The sequence below is a fragment of the Rahnella inusitata genome, assembly GCF_965118895.1.
GTDB classification, from domain to species: Bacteria; Pseudomonadota; Gammaproteobacteria; order Enterobacterales; family Enterobacteriaceae; genus Rahnella; species Rahnella inusitata_A.
Map to the genome: position 1 here is coordinate 303,557 of NZ_CBCPJJ010000002.1, position 17,616 is coordinate 321,172.

The following is a 17,616-nucleotide window of genomic DNA, read 5'->3' on the forward strand; positions in this document are numbered from 1 at the left end:
TACTAATCAACGGGGAGCAGGTCAGTCCTGAATTTTCTGAATAAGTTGTTTCATCTTCCACTTGAAATATGTAACGGTTTGACCGGCATTAAAAGAAGCCGTGAAAAAATCATTCATTCCGTAGCATAGCAAAACCGCATCAGGTTTTACGCCATCAGCAATTAACGCGGGCCAGTGTGTATCACACCCTGCAGTTATTACGGAGCCATCTACTGATCTATTTACTACGCTTATAGGATATGAACCTGCTGGGTCAAAGTATTTTTTAAAGTATTCCCCAAACTTCATCACCGGCGCTTGAGTTGAGGGCGATGGTAGAGTAGCGCCAGGATCACCGGTTCATCACGCCGGGTATCGGGCTGATAAAAATACACCGTCCTGCTCAGCGATACTGTCCTGCATGCCTGGCGGATGCTCATGGAAAATTGTGCAGTCAGATAGCTGACAAGCTCCCGCTTTATCGCTGGTTTTAGAGCTTTTTTTCAATAACGTCCTTCAGCGCCCGGCATTCCAGACTCAGATCGGCAAACATCTGCTTCAGACGACGATTCTCGTCCTCAAGATCTTTGATTTTTTTGATATCAGCGGCTTCCATCCCGCCATATTTCGCCTTCCAGTTGTAGTAGCTGGCTTCGGAAATAGCGGCTTCGCGGCACACATCTTTGACGGTGCGCCCGGCTTCGACAGACTTCAGAACGGCGATGATCTGGTGCTCGGTGAATCGGATCTTACGCATAGCGATCTCCTCAGGTGACGTAATCAGTATGTCGGAAGATCTCTAAAAGTGAATGGTTCGGTTAAGCGGGATACTTACAGTTGCGAAGCCCGGGTCTATTCAATCTCGGCGGTAGCGGCGGCAAAGGTATTGTTATCATTTGGGAGTATGCTTAATGTCAGACAATAATTACGCACTTGTCAAAGATGGTTTTGTGGCGAATACGGTAATCTGGGATGGTGAGGGAGAAATGTTCGCGGAATACCAAACTATTATACTCACGGACGGCATTACTGCTGGGCCGGGATGGACCTATGATGGGAAGAATTTCCACCCGCCAAAAGAGCCTGAAAAAAGCCATGACGAAATGGTGGAGGATACTGAACAGCAAAAAGAATCTTTGCTGAATGAGGCCACATCGGAAGTTGTCGTGTGGCAAACTAAGCTACTTGTTGGTCGCACTTTGACCGACTTGGAAAAAGCTCAACTTAACGCCTGGCTAGATTATATCGATGAGCTGAATGTAGTAGATCCCACTCAGGTGCCCGATATCAATTGGCCAGTACCCCCTGCAGAATAACCCATACGAAATGAATAGTTACTTACCATGATTAAAAAAATCCATAAATTGACATTTATTTGCAATTCTATTGGGAGTATTCTTAATCACAGGGAAAATTTTCATGTTTTTGGGGAGCTCGAAAGTGAAGATCAAAAAAATTTATTTATATGCCTTACCACTCTTATTAGTAGCTGGGTTTGCATACAGCAGTTTAAGTGGTGGCAGTGAGCCAGACTATGTTGTTGATGCTGTTAAAGCTGTAAGCAATAAGATGTCGTATAATTATGGTCCTTCAAAATGTAAGGCAAGTCAGCGAGATGTCGGCACATGGAGCATTTCCTGCGATTCCAGGCATACACCTGCCGCCCTAGCATTTTCTGTTCTTCCTTCAGAAAAAGCCCCTTACGAAGTAGCGACATCTTTTTATCTGGTGGCCGAAAATGAAGTCACAAAAAAATCTTCAAACGAAGGACTTCTGAGTTATTTGATGATAAACACCGATGCAAAAGCAGGCGAATCTTCTCTGTAAGATGCCCTCTTAGAAGTGGTGGCCTGAAAAGCCCCGAACGCTTACTCCTATCATGCTCATTGCCCTCTCAGGAGGGCTTTATTATCTCAACCTCGCACCAACATCATAACTTCCTATCCTTGCCGACGATCACTGTATTGAAGGCACAAAAAGCCCGGCTCGGTGGCCGGGTTTAAGTTTAGGTGCTGGTTAATTGACAATCCGTAGATGGCTGGTCAAACCTATGCCGTAAAGCTTATTCACTTCAGGAAGATGTAAACTAAACACCGTGGCTAATTCATCCAAATTATAGCCAAGCTCTTCTCTTAGGTGGTCAATGATCGCAGCCAAGAGCGTCGGCTGCTCCCCATTAACTTCCAATTTCACTGGCTCATCAGTTTTGTAACCTTTCATAGACATTTGACGCCATATCCAGTCACTTTGTCCGGCTGTGATCGTATTCAACGTTTTGGCTCGGTACAGTAAAGAGGCCATTGATGCGCGCCAAAAAGGTTTTAAATATGCAGCCTTTTCAATATTAATGTCCCGGAGCTGACCTAAAATATCACTAGCTGGCATGAGAAATTCAGCAGCGAAAGTATTGGCTTCATCTTCCATCGTATGGCTTGGAGATTTATGCATCACTAAATGCCCTAATTCATGGGCTAAAGTGAATCGGTATCTATCCATAGGAAGGTTCTTGTTCATAAAAACAAGTGGAGGCAACCCCGGAAGGTTATAACTTAAACCTGATAGGCCAGTATCTTCCATATCACAATCAATGATGATGATCCCTGCGCGTTCAAGCACCTCTATTAAATTTTTTATTGGTCCACGCGGTAAATGCCAAGACCTTCTGACACTTTGTGCGATAAGTTCAATATTGTCTTGATAATCGTCCGGATCATAGTAGGGCAATTCATACTCAGGCTCGAAGTCCACAAACTGCAATAGTTTTCTAATGTGGGCTATACGTAAATTAACCTCAGCGATCAGACGATCCAAAAGCTTAATGCTTACAGAAGCCTTTTTGCGATACATGGGACTAGCGCTAATAGGGCCACCATAAAGGCGTTCTGGAAGCATAAAGAAATCAACAGGACAGGATAAAGCAAAGGTTAAGCTTCTCAGTTGCTCGTCCGTCACTTGCTTAAGCCCTTGTTCTATTTTAGAAAGAGTCCCTTGTGAAACAGAAATGCGAGACGCCAGCTCTTTTTGGCTGATCCCAAGCATTCTACGACGAAGCTCAATCATTTCAGGGCGTGCAGAAGTTGATTTAATCTCCCCGTTCATTTGCTACCTTCGTTTCTTTTTTCTTCGCTGACTTGCGTTTGATAACGGTTTTTGCTGGCTCGGTTTTCTTAATCGTTTGAGCAGCGTCGAAATCAAACTCATTGTTGTTAACAGGCATCTCAAGAACGTTAGCACCAGTTAAATCTATCGCCCAGGCTACGTACTTCATGTTTCTCTGTGTGAGGACTATTTTATCGATTCCAACGCCATCGTCACTAAGAATATACAAAAGCTCTAGCCTCACCAGCCCCCCAAAGATGTCTACTTCTGGATTATGGAAGTCCAGAGCACTTTGAGTGGGGTAGTTCATAGAGCGGAAGCTTTTATCACCTTTCTTTATGCGGACAAAGTATTTATCACCAATCAAAAAACCAGTTTGGTGAGGGACTTTTGTATATTTAATGTCCTTAAGACTAGTTGTTTCAATTTCGTCCTTAAGAAAATAGAGTGCATCGTTGCGAAGAATCGCACCACGAACTCTTTTATCCATCAGTCTGTGGGCGACATCGTTTTCTAACCAATTTTTCCAGACGTTATCGAAGACCGACGTGAACACACGATAGTAGGGGCTAAAGATAGCGTGTGCTTCTTCTTTGGTAATGAGAGACATGCAGGATCCTGTGATTTATTTTGTTGTGAAATGTTAAGTTGAGTATATGCAGCAACCACAAAACAAACAACAAAATATTCCAGAAATTATTCATAACGGGTTAATTAATTGATTTGTATTATATTTCCCTTATCAATCGGGCTGAAACCAATCATCCGCGCTTTCCCACGTATCCTGCAACTTCACATCAATCACTTCTTTATCACAAGTAGTTCCGCCCATCACCGACATCCCATCACTGCCTGCTCGGCGAATGCTGAACGTAGCGCCTGGATAATTCCTTTCAAGCCTTTTCTCAAACTCAACTTTGAAAGCCTCGACCGCGCCAGCGGGCAGCTGCTTAGTTTTATCGATCAGCAATTCAACGTGCATAAATTTTCCTCATTCGAATGCTACAGCGCGGTGCGTCTTCAAACCAACGAGCCTTAAGATAATGGGCTGTAACTCTGTTTTTCAATCCATTCCGCAACATGTTTTCTGACGTAAAATGTCGGGTGAGTTTTAACTGGGGTAGGGAATCCTCTGTCACGCTCATACCGATAGAGCGTATCCCTCGACTTAATGTGCAGTAGTTTCATAACTTCATGTTTCGAGATAAGCATGGCAACCTCATATCTTCAAACTGGGCTTCCAGTTGATATGGTATATCCTGCGAAGTCTGTTACTACTGCCTCAAGTTTTGCTCTAATCAGCCGCCAGCCAGTTACCGGCATCATCAAACATCTCTTCAACTATTCCCGCCAGAACCGCCTTCTGTGCTTTGCTGGCGTCCGTGTTGATGCTGCTGAGCGTCACCATCGGTTTAACCTTCACTTCAGCGTCAGGGAAGGTGCCATGCACGCGCTTGGTCAATTCAGCCAGAATCAGCGCGTTGGCGTTCGGCACACCGGCCATATTTCTTTTGTCATAAATCAGCTCAACAAACATGAAAACTCTCCACTTGGATTCAACTGGTTATTCATACAGTGTTGCTGTTTTGAGGTTTGTTCAACAGGAAGATTTGGATTGCATGCTCTGAAAGAGGTCAATTCCCTTTTGCCTTTGTTTGTCCAAATGCTCTGCTAAATCTTGAATGTGAATCAAACGCGGGGCCTTCTGACTATCGCTTGCGCGGAAGGTGGGTACCGGAAATTGACCTATTGCAGCTTTGTTTTCAGCTGTTGAAGGCTTCATTCCAAAGTAGCGTTCAGCAACGTCTGAAAGTGCGATAGTTGCAGTATCGAATTCCGCGAGAAGAAGAAATGATGTATTCATATGCCTCCCTTCCTGATGAACATCAATAACATAGAGTTTTAATCATCTAATAGGATGGGTAATTTACGCAAATTAAAGTCTAAAATTTACAGGGCGCGTGCCAGGTGAACCTACGATGGAGCTTAATGAACCAACCCAAGGTCGGTTCAAAAATAAAAATTTATCTTATATTTATCAGTAAATTATCCACGTGAACCGACTGAACCTACCGAACCCACCACTTTCTGGTTATATATGAGGTTTTTTGGGAAAGAAAATTCGTAATCGAGAGTTAAAGTGATGGTCAAAATTGGTACGCTAGCACCATCTGAACACCAGATGCTCACTCTAATGGTATACTGCAAAGCTGTAGAGAAACCACACTTTAAGTTGAAGCGAAAACATTTGGGGGTATCATTGGGGGTATGTGTGTTTTTGTTCATAAAATAAATCGTTATTAATCAAGTTGATGTTGTTTTCATTCTGCTCCTGTAGGGACCATTCTAACTTATTTTAACTTCTCCTAAATTTCTTAAGTCTCTCTACCCGGCTTTGTAAAATGACTGGCGTCAGTAAAAATTAACTTCGTACCGCTTGTTAGTCATTTAAGACGGATTTTCAGTATTTTGATATGATTTCATTAACAGACAACTGGGATATAATTTATGAGAACAATTTTAATTACTGCTTTGTGTTTACTATTGTCCGCCTGTACATGGGAGTCGTTATTGCGTCCGGTATCCTCCGATGTATGTCCTCAAGGAACAAACAGTATTACCCAGCAATGCAGGTAAAAATAGGTATTTTAGCGTTTATTTAAGGCGTATCTAACAAATACTAATAGTGCTACTACTTCATGTAAAAACAGCGGAAAGTGAAGGCTATATTCACTCTGCTTATCATATCTGAAGATGATTGTTGTTTTTAAGGTGGCAGTTAACCGCGTTTGATGTTTATTCGTTATCTCTGAAGAGTATAAAAATATAGCAGCATCCAGAAATAAAACTCTGGCAGCAATTAATCCTAAACTACACAATTATTTACAAATATCCCAAAACCCTGATCAAGATCAACTATGACAATCTGTAAAGTTTTACCCTTAACGGAAATTTATTAGCCACTGGGGATCTATGAAAATCAAGGAATTTTTTGTTATGACTGCACCGGGCCGACGTCGTTATGGCGTAGCTCTGTTTGTCGGAATCATCGCAGGTATGATGTCTGCCTTTGTGAAATGGGGCGCGGAAGTGCCTTTGCCACCGCGCACTTTCTCAGGGGGGCGCGACCAGTTCAATCCTCCTTTTCTGTTCCTGAGAGATTATCTGGGTATTGATCCGACTCATACGGTTTACCAGTTTTCTGAACACATCATTAACCCTGTTCATATTACCCACATTATTTTCTCTTTGGTCTTCGCGATAGGTTATTGCCTGGTGGCCGAAGTTTTTCCGAAAGTGAAATTATGGCAGGGCGCGCTGGCGGGTATTATTGCCACCGTGTGTGTTCATTGGATCAGTTTCCCGCTGCTGGGGCTGACACCACCATTATCCGGGCTTCCGCTGGATGAATATGTGTCAGAATTAGTGGGGCACATCTTCTGGTTCTGGGCGATTGAAATGATTCGCCGTGATCTGCGAAACCGCATCACGCATGAACCAGACGCCGAAGTACCGATGAATTCACCGTTCCGTTAACATTTTCTTTTTTCCTAAGCCCGCCTGAGCTGTCTGGCGGGCTTTTTTGTCTGTGTGTTGTCAGACAGGATACGCTATCCGCTAATGGCGTCAGCGTTGATTACTCTCGCCTTTCCCAGTCCGTCATTCGCCCGTTCGCACAGCTCAAACAATACTGGCAGGACATGCGCGGTGGCTTTCAGATAAGCGCTCACCTGAAGGATACCCTCTGGCGGCAAGATCTCACTGTTCTCCAGCCCTTCACTCAGGCAGAGCAAGCCGTGGCACAGCCCTTCGGCGGATTCAGACGCCAGCGCACTGAGGTCATAGAGCTGAGTATCCTTAAAGCTGCTTATATCCATTTCGTTAATCAGCGAACGGAATACGGTAATAGAGTTTTCTGTGAATGCGGTTTCAGTGTTAGTCATTATTTAAATTCCGTGTAAGTAAGATTAAAACGACCACCTGAGACGCTAAACTCGGGTGGCAGCTCAGACTGGGTTAGCGTACCGGCTTACACGGATCCGGCGCTTCTTGCGAAGCCCCTGCCTGAGCCACCATTATTTGGGGTGAATCAAAGCGCGCGGCATTATCACATAACGCCACCGTGTAAGTCTCGGAACGCTAACTCCGACTGCGGATTTTGCCGCAGCGAGGAGACTTTATTCCTGCCAACGAAACAAAGAAACAGGCTGGATGAATTTACAGGGAGTTGTATTCAGATTTGGAAGATGTCTCGCAAAGGTGGGGCTATTAATCGTTGAGTGTTTAGCCGATAAGCCCTTCTGTCACGAACGCTTCTACATGATGCCATTCGATAAATTGCTCCAGCTCTTGTAGGAATTATCACATCAGGCATAAATAACTGTAGTAAATTATTTTTTTTGCAATAATTCAAATTATATCTAGTAGCATGATTATCTTGACGGATTGTTTTCTATTGACGTTGTGAATCAAATTATTTTCTTTATCTATTAAGTATATGGCTTTTTGATTTTCTCAAAGTTTTCTTAAACGTATAGTTTTCATTTATAGTAAAATGATCAGATGTTAAATTTCCAATACACCTGCTACTTTTTCAGTAGTAATATGTTTGTTAATTCCCGCCCTACTAAAAATTTATTTCTGACTATTCTGTTGCTGCAAGACAGGGTGATATCTGCATTTGCGCTGACTTTAATATTAACTCACTGGAAAATATAGAGATTATGGACGTAGATAGTTCACTTTTTCAAAGTCGTCTTTCCCTAGAAGATAAGCTTGAGCGAGCTCGTACTGAGCTGTTGGATCTCGGCGCACGCAATAAGCTTCTAAATATCCCCCGTTCGAAAACTTCTAAAAGTGTAGAAATAATCGGTGAGAGTTCCGAGCAGGTATACCGTTTTCTCTTTAATGAATCCAAGGCCTTTACATTTTTGCCCGGGCGTGGTGCTTCTGATGACGACGGAAAGGATGAGCTTACAGAGGAGTTAACCGAAACAAACCTGCTACAGCCTGATGAAGATGCCTGGCAGTTACGAACCGGTCAAACTGATACAAAATTACAAACCAGAATGACGCCAAAAGGTTTGCAAAAAAGATTATTAGATCTTTATCACGACGCAAGAATTCTAGAAGAGGAACAAGGGGTAAATATCCTGTTCCTGACGTTAGGTACGTTAAAGTGGGTAGATCCCAATAATAAAGAAAACATTCGATTTGCTCCTCTGGTTTTACTCCCCGTTACTCTGGAGCGAGGAACTGCTGGTGAAAGGTTTAAACTTAAAATCAGGCCAGAAGAATTATTGGCTAACCTTTCTCTTGAGTCATTTTTGGATAAAATTCATAAGCTCAAATTACCCGCTTTTGATATAGGGGATGATTTTGACATTATAGGGTATATGGACGCTATTGCTGATGCAGTCAGCACTAAAACTGACTGGAGCGTGCAGAACAACGATATCACCCTAGGTTTTTTCTCTTTCGCTAAGTTTTTAATGTACAGAGATCTGGATCCAGATAACTGGCCAGAAGGTAATAAACTCACCGATCAGCCGATTGTTCGTGCATTACTTGCGGATGGATTTGAAGGCAGTGAGTCATTGATTCCGGATGATGTCTCTATTGATCCCTATATTCAGCCCAAAGAAATGCTCCACATTGTGGATAGCGATAGCTCACAAACTCTGGCAGTAAATGACGTCCGGCAGGGGCGAAATATTGTCATTCAAGGGCCACCTGGAACGGGTAAATCTCAGACAATAGCCAATGTTATTGCTTCAGCTATTGCTGATGGAAAGACAGTCCTTTTTGTCGCCGAAAAAATGGCTGCTCTTGAAGTAGTTAAGCGTCGTTTGGATCAGGCAGGAGTAGGGGATGCGTGTTTAGAACTGCACAGTAATAAAGCCAACAAACGTGCTTTTTTAGATGAATTAAAAAGAGTATGGGAACTGGGTTCTCCACGCGGTGAATTCCCCGATGTACTTTTGGAAAATCTGACAAGCGCACGCGATGAGTTAAATGAACACTCGCGCAGGTTACATGAACAATATTTACCCTCTGAACTCACACCTTATCAGGTGATGGGGCAGTTGGTTCGATTACGCAGAACGGGTCAGCAGCCTTCTGATATAACATTAAGCGGGATATTAAGCTGGTCTAAAAATGAATACAACAAACGACTTGAATTAGTGGATGAGTTAGTTCAGCGAATTCAAGATATTGGTTTGCCGGATGAACATCCTTGGTTTGGCGTAGGGCGAGAGGAAATATTACCTGTTGAAGTCGAGAGGCTGATACCAAGATTGGCTGAACAAAAACAACAAATTGAATTGTATCAGTCCAAAATGGAAAGTATGGCTATTGCACTGGAAATAACTTCAGCGCCTATATTATTCAATGATGTTGACCTTCTTGAAACCGTTGCGGCCATTGTAGATAACGTTCCCTCGCTGGGTGTGGAAGCATTAACTTCAACTGTGTGGAATACTGATTTCGAAACAATTAAAACGTCGGTTTCGCAAGGGTTTTTATATCAAAAATATATTGCTGATATTTCGGATGTCATCACCTCAGAAGCTGTAAAAGTCTCTGTAGATGACTTATCAAAATATCTGGTTGCGTTACCTCAGGACTTTATTTTTTCAGGTTTCAAAGCTGCGGAGCTGTTAAAAGATTTACTTCCCAGATTACTCGCTGAGGCTGAACGCCTTCAACAAGAGCTGGGGGCTCAGGGAATTTATGGCACATTTACGGATATTTCTCGTCTGGCCTCGCTAGCACAACGTGTTGCTGACGCGCCTGAAGCCAGCTCGGATGCTTTTATTGCTACTGTATGGGACTACGGGGTTGAACAAGCTTCTGACATTGTTGATGCGATCGAGAATCTGGAAACCGTCAGAAAGAATGTGGGTTCTGGTTTACTGGATATTGCATGGGACACGGAGGTTAAATATGCCAGACAAGTTTTGGCTACTGAAACCGGAGCCTTTCGTTTTCTCAGTAGCAAATGGCGCAGCGCACGTGCACTGAGCCGATCAATCTTACAGGATGCTAATCTCCCCGTTCCGGATATTGTAAGATTACTCGATGAACTTATTAAAGGCCAAGCAGCGGTAGCCAAAATACGTGAGGGAGATACGTTGGGTCAGTCTGCATTTGGTAGTGACTGGAGGAGCGAACGTAGTAACAGTGAGCCATTGAGAGCGCTTGTCGACTGGATGAGAACACTTAAAGGATTCGGCTCTGAACCACGCGTCTTAGTCAGTCAGTTGGCTGACCGTAGTATCGTTCAGTCACGTGCTCAGAGCGTTTTCAATTTAATGCAACAAGCAGAACCAGAGTTGATGAATCTCTGGAATGCCTATTCACAACGCGCGAGTGATAACTTCTGTAATGAACTGTCTATTACACGCGTCCATCTCAGCACTATCGAAATGCGGGCCAGACACCTGGGTGAGATTGATGAACTTTCCCGCCAGGTTTTACAAAATCCTCCACAGAACATTGGCGCGCGTCTTCAGTTAGTACTTCGCCTGAAGGAATTACAGGAGTTAGGAAAGAAAATATCCGCTTATGCCCCCTTAGCTCAGCAAGCATTTGGTGATATCTGGCAAGGAACAGAATCTGACTGGTTGCAATTGGAAAGCGCAACTGACTGGATGCAAAAATATTCACAATATCGTTTTGTCGCCGCTAAAGTTTACAGTGAAAGACACGAGATCATTGAATCTGTCAACGGTCTTTCTGATCATAAAAATACTCTGCTGGCAGCAATTCGAATAATAGCTGATGAGCTGAAAGCATCACCCGCCATGCTATTTAAAGCTACGTCTTCTGAAAAATTAGCAATGCAAAGTGTTAGTGATGTCCTCGGCTCGTGGTTGCTTCATTCTGAGCAATTATCTAAATGGGTTGCATACCAACATCGTGCGACTAAGGCGCGTAGTTCTGGTCTTAATGAACTGGTTGATAGGCTGGCAGATGGTCGGATTTCTTTAACTCATGCCAGGCTGACAATGGAAAGGGCATATTACGAATCGGTTCTGGCTAATATGGTTCAACAACAACCTGAACTGGCTCGTTTTGATGGTGAACTGCATTCAAGGCTGGCGTCAGATTTTGCCAAGTTTGATCTTCAGAGAATTAAGGCGGCAAGCTTTGAAGTTGTGCGTGCGCATCATCGCCGCATACCTTCTAAAGAAGGTGGTGCAGGCCCTGTCGGCATTTTGAGAGGTGAAATGGCGCGTAAGCGAGGCCATATGCCGATAAGGCAACTAATGCAGAAAGCGGGTTCTGCAATTCAGGCGTTGAAGCCTGTCATGATGATGAGTCCTCTTTCCGTGGCACAGTTCCTCGTTCCTGGCAGACAGAATTTTGACTTGTTAGTGATGGATGAAGCCAGCCAGATACAGCCAGTTGATGCAATTGGTGCGATTGCACGTTGCAGACAAGTGGTTGTAGTGGGTGATGAACGGCAACTGCCACCAACGAAATTCTTCAGCAAAATGACGGAATCGAGCAATGACGATGATGATGAATCCACTCAGGTATCGGATATTGAAAGCATTCTTGGATTATTTGTTGCACGTGGTTTACCGCAACGTATGTTGCGCTGGCATTATCGCAGCCGTCATCAATCCTTGATTGCCGTCTCAAATAGTCAATTTTATGAGAACAAACTCTTCATCGTTCCAAGTCCTTACACTCAGGAAGCGGGAATGGGGTTACAGTTTTATCCCGTGACCGGGGGCGTTTTCGGGGCTGGAGGAAAGGGAACTAATGTTGTTGAGGCAAAACAGGTTGCCGAGGCAGTCTTGAAACATGCCAAAAATAATCCTGAACTGTCATTAGGTGTTGCCACGTTTTCAGTTTCCCAGCGCACTGCGATTCAGGATGAACTTGAAGTATTACGCCGCTTGAATCCTGATTTGGAGAGTTTCTTCTACTCTCATCCAAGCGAACCTTTCTTCATTAAAAACTTGGAAAACGTTCAGGGTGATGAACGCGATGTCATCATGATCTCAGTAGGTTATGCCAAAAATGAGCATGGTTACATGGCAATGCGCTTTGGTCCACTTGGTGCTGAAGGCGGGGAGCGCAGGCTTAATGTATTAATCAGCAGGGCAAAACGCAGGTGTGAAGTTTATGCTTCAATAACTGATGAAGATATTGATCTTGAGAGGGCGAAAGGAAAGGGCGTTTTCGCATTCAAATTGTTCCTACACTATGCAAGAACAGGGAGACTATCGGTTGCACATGCCAGTCATCGGGAAATGGACAGTATTTTCGAAGAGCAGGTAGCTGATGCACTTCAGTTAGCCGGGTATCAGGTTCATCCTCAGGTAGGTATTGCTGGTTTCTATATTGATCTCGGTATTGCCGATCCTGAAATGCCAGGGCGGTACTTGATCGGAATCGAATGCGACGGGATGTCATATCACTCATCGCGGTCGGCACGCGAGCGAGATCGTCTGCGCCAGGCTGTTCTTGAAGATCATGGATGGATCATCCATCGGATCTGGAGTACTGACTGGTTCCAGAGACCTGAAGAGCAACTGGCTCGTACGTTGGTCGCAATTGAAACTGCTAAGACTGAACTCGCAGCCAGACTTGAGCGAGGCGCGCAAATCAGTCGTGCAGTTCCGGTTGAGATTGTGACTGTTGACCGCGGACCTGTCACCGAGATTGGGCTTGGAGATGTTGAATCTTCTATCTTTGTATCAAATAATTACATTGAAGCAGAGCCTAAGGCTAACTTAGCTTATGAACTGCATGAAACTCCCACAGGGATTCTGGCCGATTTAGCGGAGCAAATTGTTATTATAGAATCGCCTGTCCATTTCAGTGAAGTCGTTACCCGGTTAAGAACCGCATGGGGATTACAACGCTCGGGTGTTCGTATTGAAGCTGCTGTTGAACAGGCTCTTAAAGTAGCTTGCTCCAAAGGTCATATTGTCAGAAATAATGCGTTTCTTTTATATCCCGCTTCTTCCGTGACGATTCGTAACAGACAAGATGTCCATTCTGCAGGGATCCGTAAACCAGAAATGATTGCACCTCAGGAAATTGCAGTGGGGATTTTTCAGGTGATCAAAAGTAATTTTGGTGCATCTGAGGATGAGTTAATTGTCTCAGTTTCGCGAATGCTTGGGTTTAAAGCAACGAGCGGTACCTTGAGAAAAGTTATTACCGATGTTATTCAGGATATGTTGAAAAACAACATATTATTACGTGACGAGATGATGCTTATTGATAACAGATCAAAAAGTGACGAAGTAGCGGGGATGATCATCCCTGTTCATCTAGCTATATAATTATCCAATGCACTAAATAACTCTTAAATAAAAGACACCTGTGAAGGTGTCTTTTATTATCCTTAGACAACCCTACCGACATACTTTCCCGTACGTCATGACCAACGTCATCGGTTCCGGTCACAATTCGGCGAGGAAAATGTCGCTGATTTCCTTGACATCCAGTGCCCTGATCTTCTTATTCAACCATTCTTTGTCTTACTGATTGTGTACAAAAGAGAGGTTAGCATGACGCCGATCGTCAGCACGAAAATACATTGGTACTGCGGGATAACATCGTTATAAATGACGCCACCGATAATTCTGCCCAAAACAACGTTGCTGATGAGATCGACCGGCGTTATCTGTGAAAGCTGCGTTTCTTGTGCAGCCTTTCAGAGCAAACCCCCTGCGGCCTCTCATCTGCAAAGATATAGGCTTACGCTGCGGTCGTTTTTTTGTGTAGGATCAGGGCTGTAAAATTCGCTGATAGGGAGAGGTATGGCTTCGCTGAAAGAAGTAGCACAATTGGCATCGGTCTCGTTGATGACCGTGTCCCGCGCCATTAATGAGCCGCAAAGGCTGAAGCCGGAAACCCTGGCGCGCGTGCAGCAGGCCATTGATGCACTGAATTATGTGCCCGATTTCTCCGCACGGAAAATGCGCGGTAAAAGCAGCAAAGTATCCACGCTTGGCGTACTTGCGCTCGATACCGCCACAACACCGTTCTCGGTTGAACTCCTTCTCTCGATAGAACTCACCGCCCGCGAATTTGGCTGGAGCAGTTTTCTGGTCAGCATTACGTCAAAGGAAGACAGCGAGCGCGCTGTCAGTCAGCTGCTCTCGCAACGCCCGGATGGCATCATTTTTACCACCATGGGGCTGCGCGAAGTCGAGATCCCGGCGCGGCTGTTGGATAAAAATCTGGTGCTGGCGAACTGTCTCAGCCGTGAGCTCGCTCTGCCGGGCTATATTCCTGATGATTTTGACGGTCAGTATCAGGCGATGAATATGCTGATCCGTAAAGGGTACCGGCGTCCGCTGTGCGTTTATTTGCCGCAGTCCATTCCCGCGGGCATCCGCCGTCGCGCAGGTGCTGAGCAGGCGTGGCGCGAAGCCGGACTGGCGGAAGAACACCTTCGTCAGCTTCATATGGAACTGGGGGATGAGCATTACCGTGACGTTGTCGGGATGCTCGAAAAGTTCATCATCGACGGCAAACCAGATTTTGACGTGCTGGTCTGCGGCAATGACCGCATCGCATTTTTGGCGTATCAGGTATTGCTGGCGAAAGGGATTGCGATACCGCAGCAGGTCGCCGTGCTCGGGTATGACAATATGGTCGGCATCGGCGATCTGTTTCTGCCGCCGCTGACCACGGTGCAGCTGCCGCACCGTGAAATCGGCCGTGAAGCGGTGCTGCATCTTATCGAACAGCGCCCCAATCACGGCCTGATAAAAATCGCCTCGCCCTTGCTTGAGCGGGCGTCTTTATAACGTCTTCGCGAATTATCCTGCGCTTAACGTCCAGTATTCACTCTGCACTAACGGCGCCTCACCTTTTTCCGCGAAGAAAGAGAGGGCACGCCGATCGGGCTGCGGGTAAATCCGGCTGCTGAGCGTTGCATCGCCCTGATTAACAAACACTTCCACTGATGAGCGGTCGATAAAGATCCGTACTTCCAGTGTGTCACCCGCTGGCAACGCCACGCTGCGGTGATCGTGGATCCCGTACTGCGGGAAATCACGACGCAGACACAGCCTTTGCGCCTGTGCGTCCACGAAGACGGAGACGCCGTCGCCCAGTTTTATACCGAAGCTCTCCGCATCAGAAGCGCTGAGATCCCACTGTGCGATGATTTCGATTGCCTGCGCGTTATCCGTTATCCGCACAACGCTGCTTTTGATGACCTGCGGCAGGAGAGGGTGATGATCACGGCGCAGCGTCCGCACCTCGTCCACCGGCATCATGCAAACCTTGCCCTCGCGCAGCGTGAGTTCACGCGGCAGCGTCATGCAGCCCGCCCAGCCTTCCGCCTTTGAAGGCATCACCGATTCCCACATGTCCATCCACGCGATAACCACCCGACGTCCGTCGGCAGCGGTAAACGACTGCGGCGCGTAAAAATCATGGCCGTTGTCGAGTTCGGTGAAACCTTCCAGTACCTCAAAATCCTGACCCGGCTGCCATCTGCCGCGCACGCAGCCGCTCTGGAACAGGTTGCGGTAATCATAGCCTTGCGCTTTGATGCCCTGCGGCGAATACATCAAAATGTGTTCATCGCCCAGCGGGAAGAAATCTGGGCATTCCCACATGTAGCCCGTGTTACCGTCGGCTTTGGCGAGGATGCGATCGAGCGTCCAGGCGCGCAGGCTGTCGCCTTTGTACAGCAACACCTGCCCGCAATCGTGTTCATCCCGCGCGCCGATAACCATCCACCAGTAGCCCAATTCGTACCAGACTTTCGGGTCACGAAAATGCATGATGTTGTCCGGCGGAGTGAGTACCACACCCTGTTTGGTGAAGTGAATACCGTCCTTGCTGGTGGCAAGACATTGCACTTCACGGATGGCACTGTCATTGCCTTCGCCGCTCAGCCAGACGTGGCCGGTGTAAATCAGACTGAGTACACCGTTGTCGTCCACGGCGCTGCCTGAGAAACAGCCGTCGCGGTCATACTCATCGCCCGGCGCCAGCGCCACCGGCTGATGCTGCCAGTTAACCATGTCCCGGCTGGTGGCGTGGCCCCAATGCATCGGCCCCCAGTTCTCGCTGAACGGATGGTGCTGATAAAATGCGTGATACAACCCCTGATGATAAATCAGCCCGTTAGGATCATTCATCCAGCCTGCCGGTGGTGCAAGATGAAAGTGTGGGTAGAAGGTATCGCCGCGCGTAGATTTTCCATCGCGCAACGCCTGTTCTGCGCGTTCCAGTCGCTGTTTCATAAAATCTCACTCTTTTTGAATAACACAGATGGAGGCGTCCGGCTCTTTTCACCGATGAGCAGGAAGCCGGAGATGAGGGTCAGAACCAGCACCAGCATCCCCATGATCATGTAAGTGTCGGCAAAGCCGATCAGGTCGTAGCCGTGCCCGGCCAGCGGGGATAACACACTGGCGCAGACTTGCGTGATGAACTGAAAACCGACCAGGTACAGCGTGGCCGAAAGGCGCGGGTCAAAGCGGGTCGTGATGTACTTAAACATGGCAATCAACAGGATCGGCAGCTCGACGGCGTGCAGCAGCTTCATGCAGGAAATCGTGACGGCATCCGCCGCCAGCCCCGAGCCAAACACGCGCAGCGCCATGATCAGGCCGCTGAGCAATAATCCGTTTTTAGCACCAATTTTGTTAACGACAAACGGCGCGAGGAACATTCCGCCGGCTTCTAAAAACACCTGGAAGGAGTTGAGGAAACCATACATCTCGTTGCCGTTTTTGACGTCCGAGAACAGCGAGGAGAAGTACACCGGAAACTGCTGGTCGTAAACGTTGTAAACGCTGACGCCGGTCACAAACACGATCAGCGCCCAGAAACGCGGCAGGCGAAACAGAGCCACGGCATCAGCCAGCTGGAGGTTGGCGGGCTTGCCGTACTCGAGCTGGTTCAGCGCATCGGTTTTCACTTCGCGCAACCGCCACAGCAGCAGCAGGAAAATCACCGCAGAAGATGACGCCATCCAGAAGTTCAGGTTCGGGTTGATGTTAAACAGCATCCCGGCGAAGAAGGTGGCCGCCGCCCAGCCGAGCGATCCCCACATTCTGGCCTTGCCGAACTCAAACCCCAAAATGCGACTGACCCGCTCGGTGTAAGACTCCAGTGCGCCAATCCCGGCAAAAAAACGTCGCGCCGACGTACAAGCCCCCGGCAGCGGCACCCAGCAGAATATTGACCTGCAACAGCGGGGCGAAGATGAAGATAAAAAACGGACCGCTGGCCAGTAACAGACAGCCGATGGCCCACAGCAGGTTTTTGCGCAGCCCCAGTTTGTCCTGAATAAATCCGTAAAGCGGCTGGGCGCACAGCGCCGTCAGGGCGATGGCGGAAAAGAACATTCCTGTTTCCGTACCTTTCAGCCCGACCTTTTGACTGAGCCATAGGGAGATTAGCGAAAAGGCGGAGGACCAGGTGTAGAAAAAGCAAAAAAGCAATCCGCTAAGCAATGTGTAGTGACTTCGGTGACTGTTTTTCATGGGCATATCCGTGCGTGTTTCGAAGAGACAGACCACATTGTTAACGTTAACT

At 46.6% G+C, this 17,616-nt stretch carries 13 protein-coding genes and 3 pseudogenes; 5 read left to right on the forward strand and 11 right to left on the reverse strand.

Features of this window, described 5'->3' with window-relative positions; translation table 11 throughout:
* Positions 1-21 precede the first annotated feature (21 nt).
* Both ACMHLI_RS03000 and ACMHLI_RS03005 read right to left on the reverse strand, forming a co-directional pair.
* A complete protein-coding gene (locus ACMHLI_RS03000; protein WP_413528188.1) occupies positions 22-288 on the reverse strand; it encodes a hypothetical protein in 267 nt (88 codons plus the stop codon).
* Positions 289-320: 32 nt separating this feature from the next.
* Positions 321-736: pseudogene (locus ACMHLI_RS03005) on the reverse strand (transposase); the annotation flags it as partial.
* Positions 737-890: 154 nt separating this feature from the next.
* On the opposite strand from ACMHLI_RS03005, the gene ACMHLI_RS03010 reads away from it, so the two are divergent.
* Together ACMHLI_RS03010 and ACMHLI_RS03015 are read left to right on the forward strand one after the other, a co-directional pair.
* Positions 891-1,295: a tail fiber assembly protein gene (locus ACMHLI_RS03010; protein WP_413528189.1), complete on the forward strand. Its 405-nt coding sequence runs from the start codon at positions 891-893 to the stop codon at positions 1,293-1,295.
* Between the two features lie 124 nt (positions 1,296-1,419).
* Positions 1,420-1,806, forward strand: coding sequence for a hypothetical protein (locus tag ACMHLI_RS03015; RefSeq protein ID WP_413528190.1), 387 nt, complete (start codon positions 1,420-1,422; stop codon positions 1,804-1,806).
* Positions 1,807-1,995: 189 nt separating this feature from the next.
* Here the strand turns inward: ACMHLI_RS03015 and ACMHLI_RS03020 are convergent, their stop codons facing one another.
* From ACMHLI_RS03020 to ACMHLI_RS03040, 5 genes are all read right to left on the reverse strand, one after another.
* On the reverse strand, positions 1,996-3,078 hold the full coding sequence (locus ACMHLI_RS03020; RefSeq protein ID WP_413528191.1) for a helix-turn-helix domain-containing protein: 1,083 nt from the start codon (positions 3,076-3,078) through the stop codon (positions 1,996-1,998).
* Positions 3,062-3,688 (reverse strand): hypothetical protein, encoded by a 627-nt coding sequence (locus ACMHLI_RS03025; RefSeq protein WP_413528192.1) that lies wholly within the window; start codon positions 3,686-3,688, stop codon positions 3,062-3,064. The genes ACMHLI_RS03020 and ACMHLI_RS03025 overlap by 17 nt, the downstream gene beginning before the upstream one ends.
* Positions 3,689-3,820: 132 nt before the next feature.
* The gene (locus ACMHLI_RS03030) at positions 3,821-4,060 is read right to left on the reverse strand and encodes a DinI-like family protein (RefSeq protein ID WP_413528193.1); all 240 of its coding nucleotides are present in this window, start codon (positions 4,058-4,060) and stop codon (positions 3,821-3,823) included.
* A 312-nt stretch (positions 4,061-4,372) separates the two neighbouring features.
* Entirely contained in the window at positions 4,373-4,615 is a 243-nt protein-coding gene (locus ACMHLI_RS03035) for a DinI-like family protein (RefSeq protein ID WP_413528194.1), read from the reverse strand.
* 60 nt (positions 4,616-4,675) lie between these two features.
* A complete protein-coding gene (locus tag ACMHLI_RS03040) occupies positions 4,676-4,942 on the reverse strand; it encodes a pyocin activator PrtN family protein (RefSeq protein ID WP_413528195.1) in 267 nt (88 codons plus the stop codon).
* Positions 4,943-6,051: 1,109 nt separating this feature from the next.
* Between ACMHLI_RS03040 and ACMHLI_RS03045 the strand changes: the two genes are divergently transcribed.
* Entirely contained in the window at positions 6,052-6,615 is a 564-nt protein-coding gene (locus tag ACMHLI_RS03045; RefSeq protein WP_413528196.1) for a YagU family protein, read from the forward strand.
* Positions 6,616-6,689: 74 nt separating this feature from the next.
* On the opposite strand, the gene ACMHLI_RS03050 is transcribed toward ACMHLI_RS03045, so the two are convergent.
* Complete coding sequence (locus ACMHLI_RS03050; protein ID WP_413528197.1) at positions 6,690-7,022, reverse strand: hypothetical protein; 333 nt, start codon at positions 7,020-7,022, stop codon at positions 6,690-6,692.
* A gap of 780 nt (positions 7,023-7,802) precedes the next feature.
* Between ACMHLI_RS03050 and ACMHLI_RS03055 the strand changes: the two genes are divergently transcribed.
* On the forward strand, positions 7,803-13,388 hold the full coding sequence (locus ACMHLI_RS03055; RefSeq protein WP_413528198.1) for a DUF3320 domain-containing protein: 5,586 nt from the start codon (positions 7,803-7,805) through the stop codon (positions 13,386-13,388).
* Between the two features lie 197 nt (positions 13,389-13,585).
* Here the strand turns inward: ACMHLI_RS03055 and ACMHLI_RS03060 are convergent.
* Positions 13,586-13,750, reverse strand: a pseudogene (locus tag ACMHLI_RS03060) (hypothetical protein); the annotation flags it as partial.
* A 118-nt stretch (positions 13,751-13,868) separates the two neighbouring features.
* Between ACMHLI_RS03060 and ACMHLI_RS03065 the strand changes: the two are divergent.
* Entirely contained in the window at positions 13,869-14,864 is a 996-nt protein-coding gene (locus ACMHLI_RS03065; protein WP_413528199.1) for a LacI family DNA-binding transcriptional regulator, read from the forward strand.
* 12 nt (positions 14,865-14,876) lie between these two features.
* On the opposite strand, the gene ACMHLI_RS03070 is transcribed toward ACMHLI_RS03065, so the two are convergent.
* Together ACMHLI_RS03070 and ACMHLI_RS03075 are read right to left on the reverse strand one after the other, a co-directional pair.
* Positions 14,877-16,316, reverse strand: a complete 1,440-nt coding sequence (locus ACMHLI_RS03070; RefSeq protein WP_413528200.1) for a glycoside hydrolase family 32 protein — start codon at positions 16,314-16,316, stop codon at positions 14,877-14,879.
* Positions 16,313-17,564 (reverse strand): annotated as a pseudogene (locus ACMHLI_RS03075) (MFS transporter). The gene ACMHLI_RS03070 and the pseudogene ACMHLI_RS03075 overlap by 4 nt, the downstream one beginning before the upstream one ends.
* Between the last annotated feature and the right edge of the window lie 52 nt (positions 17,565-17,616).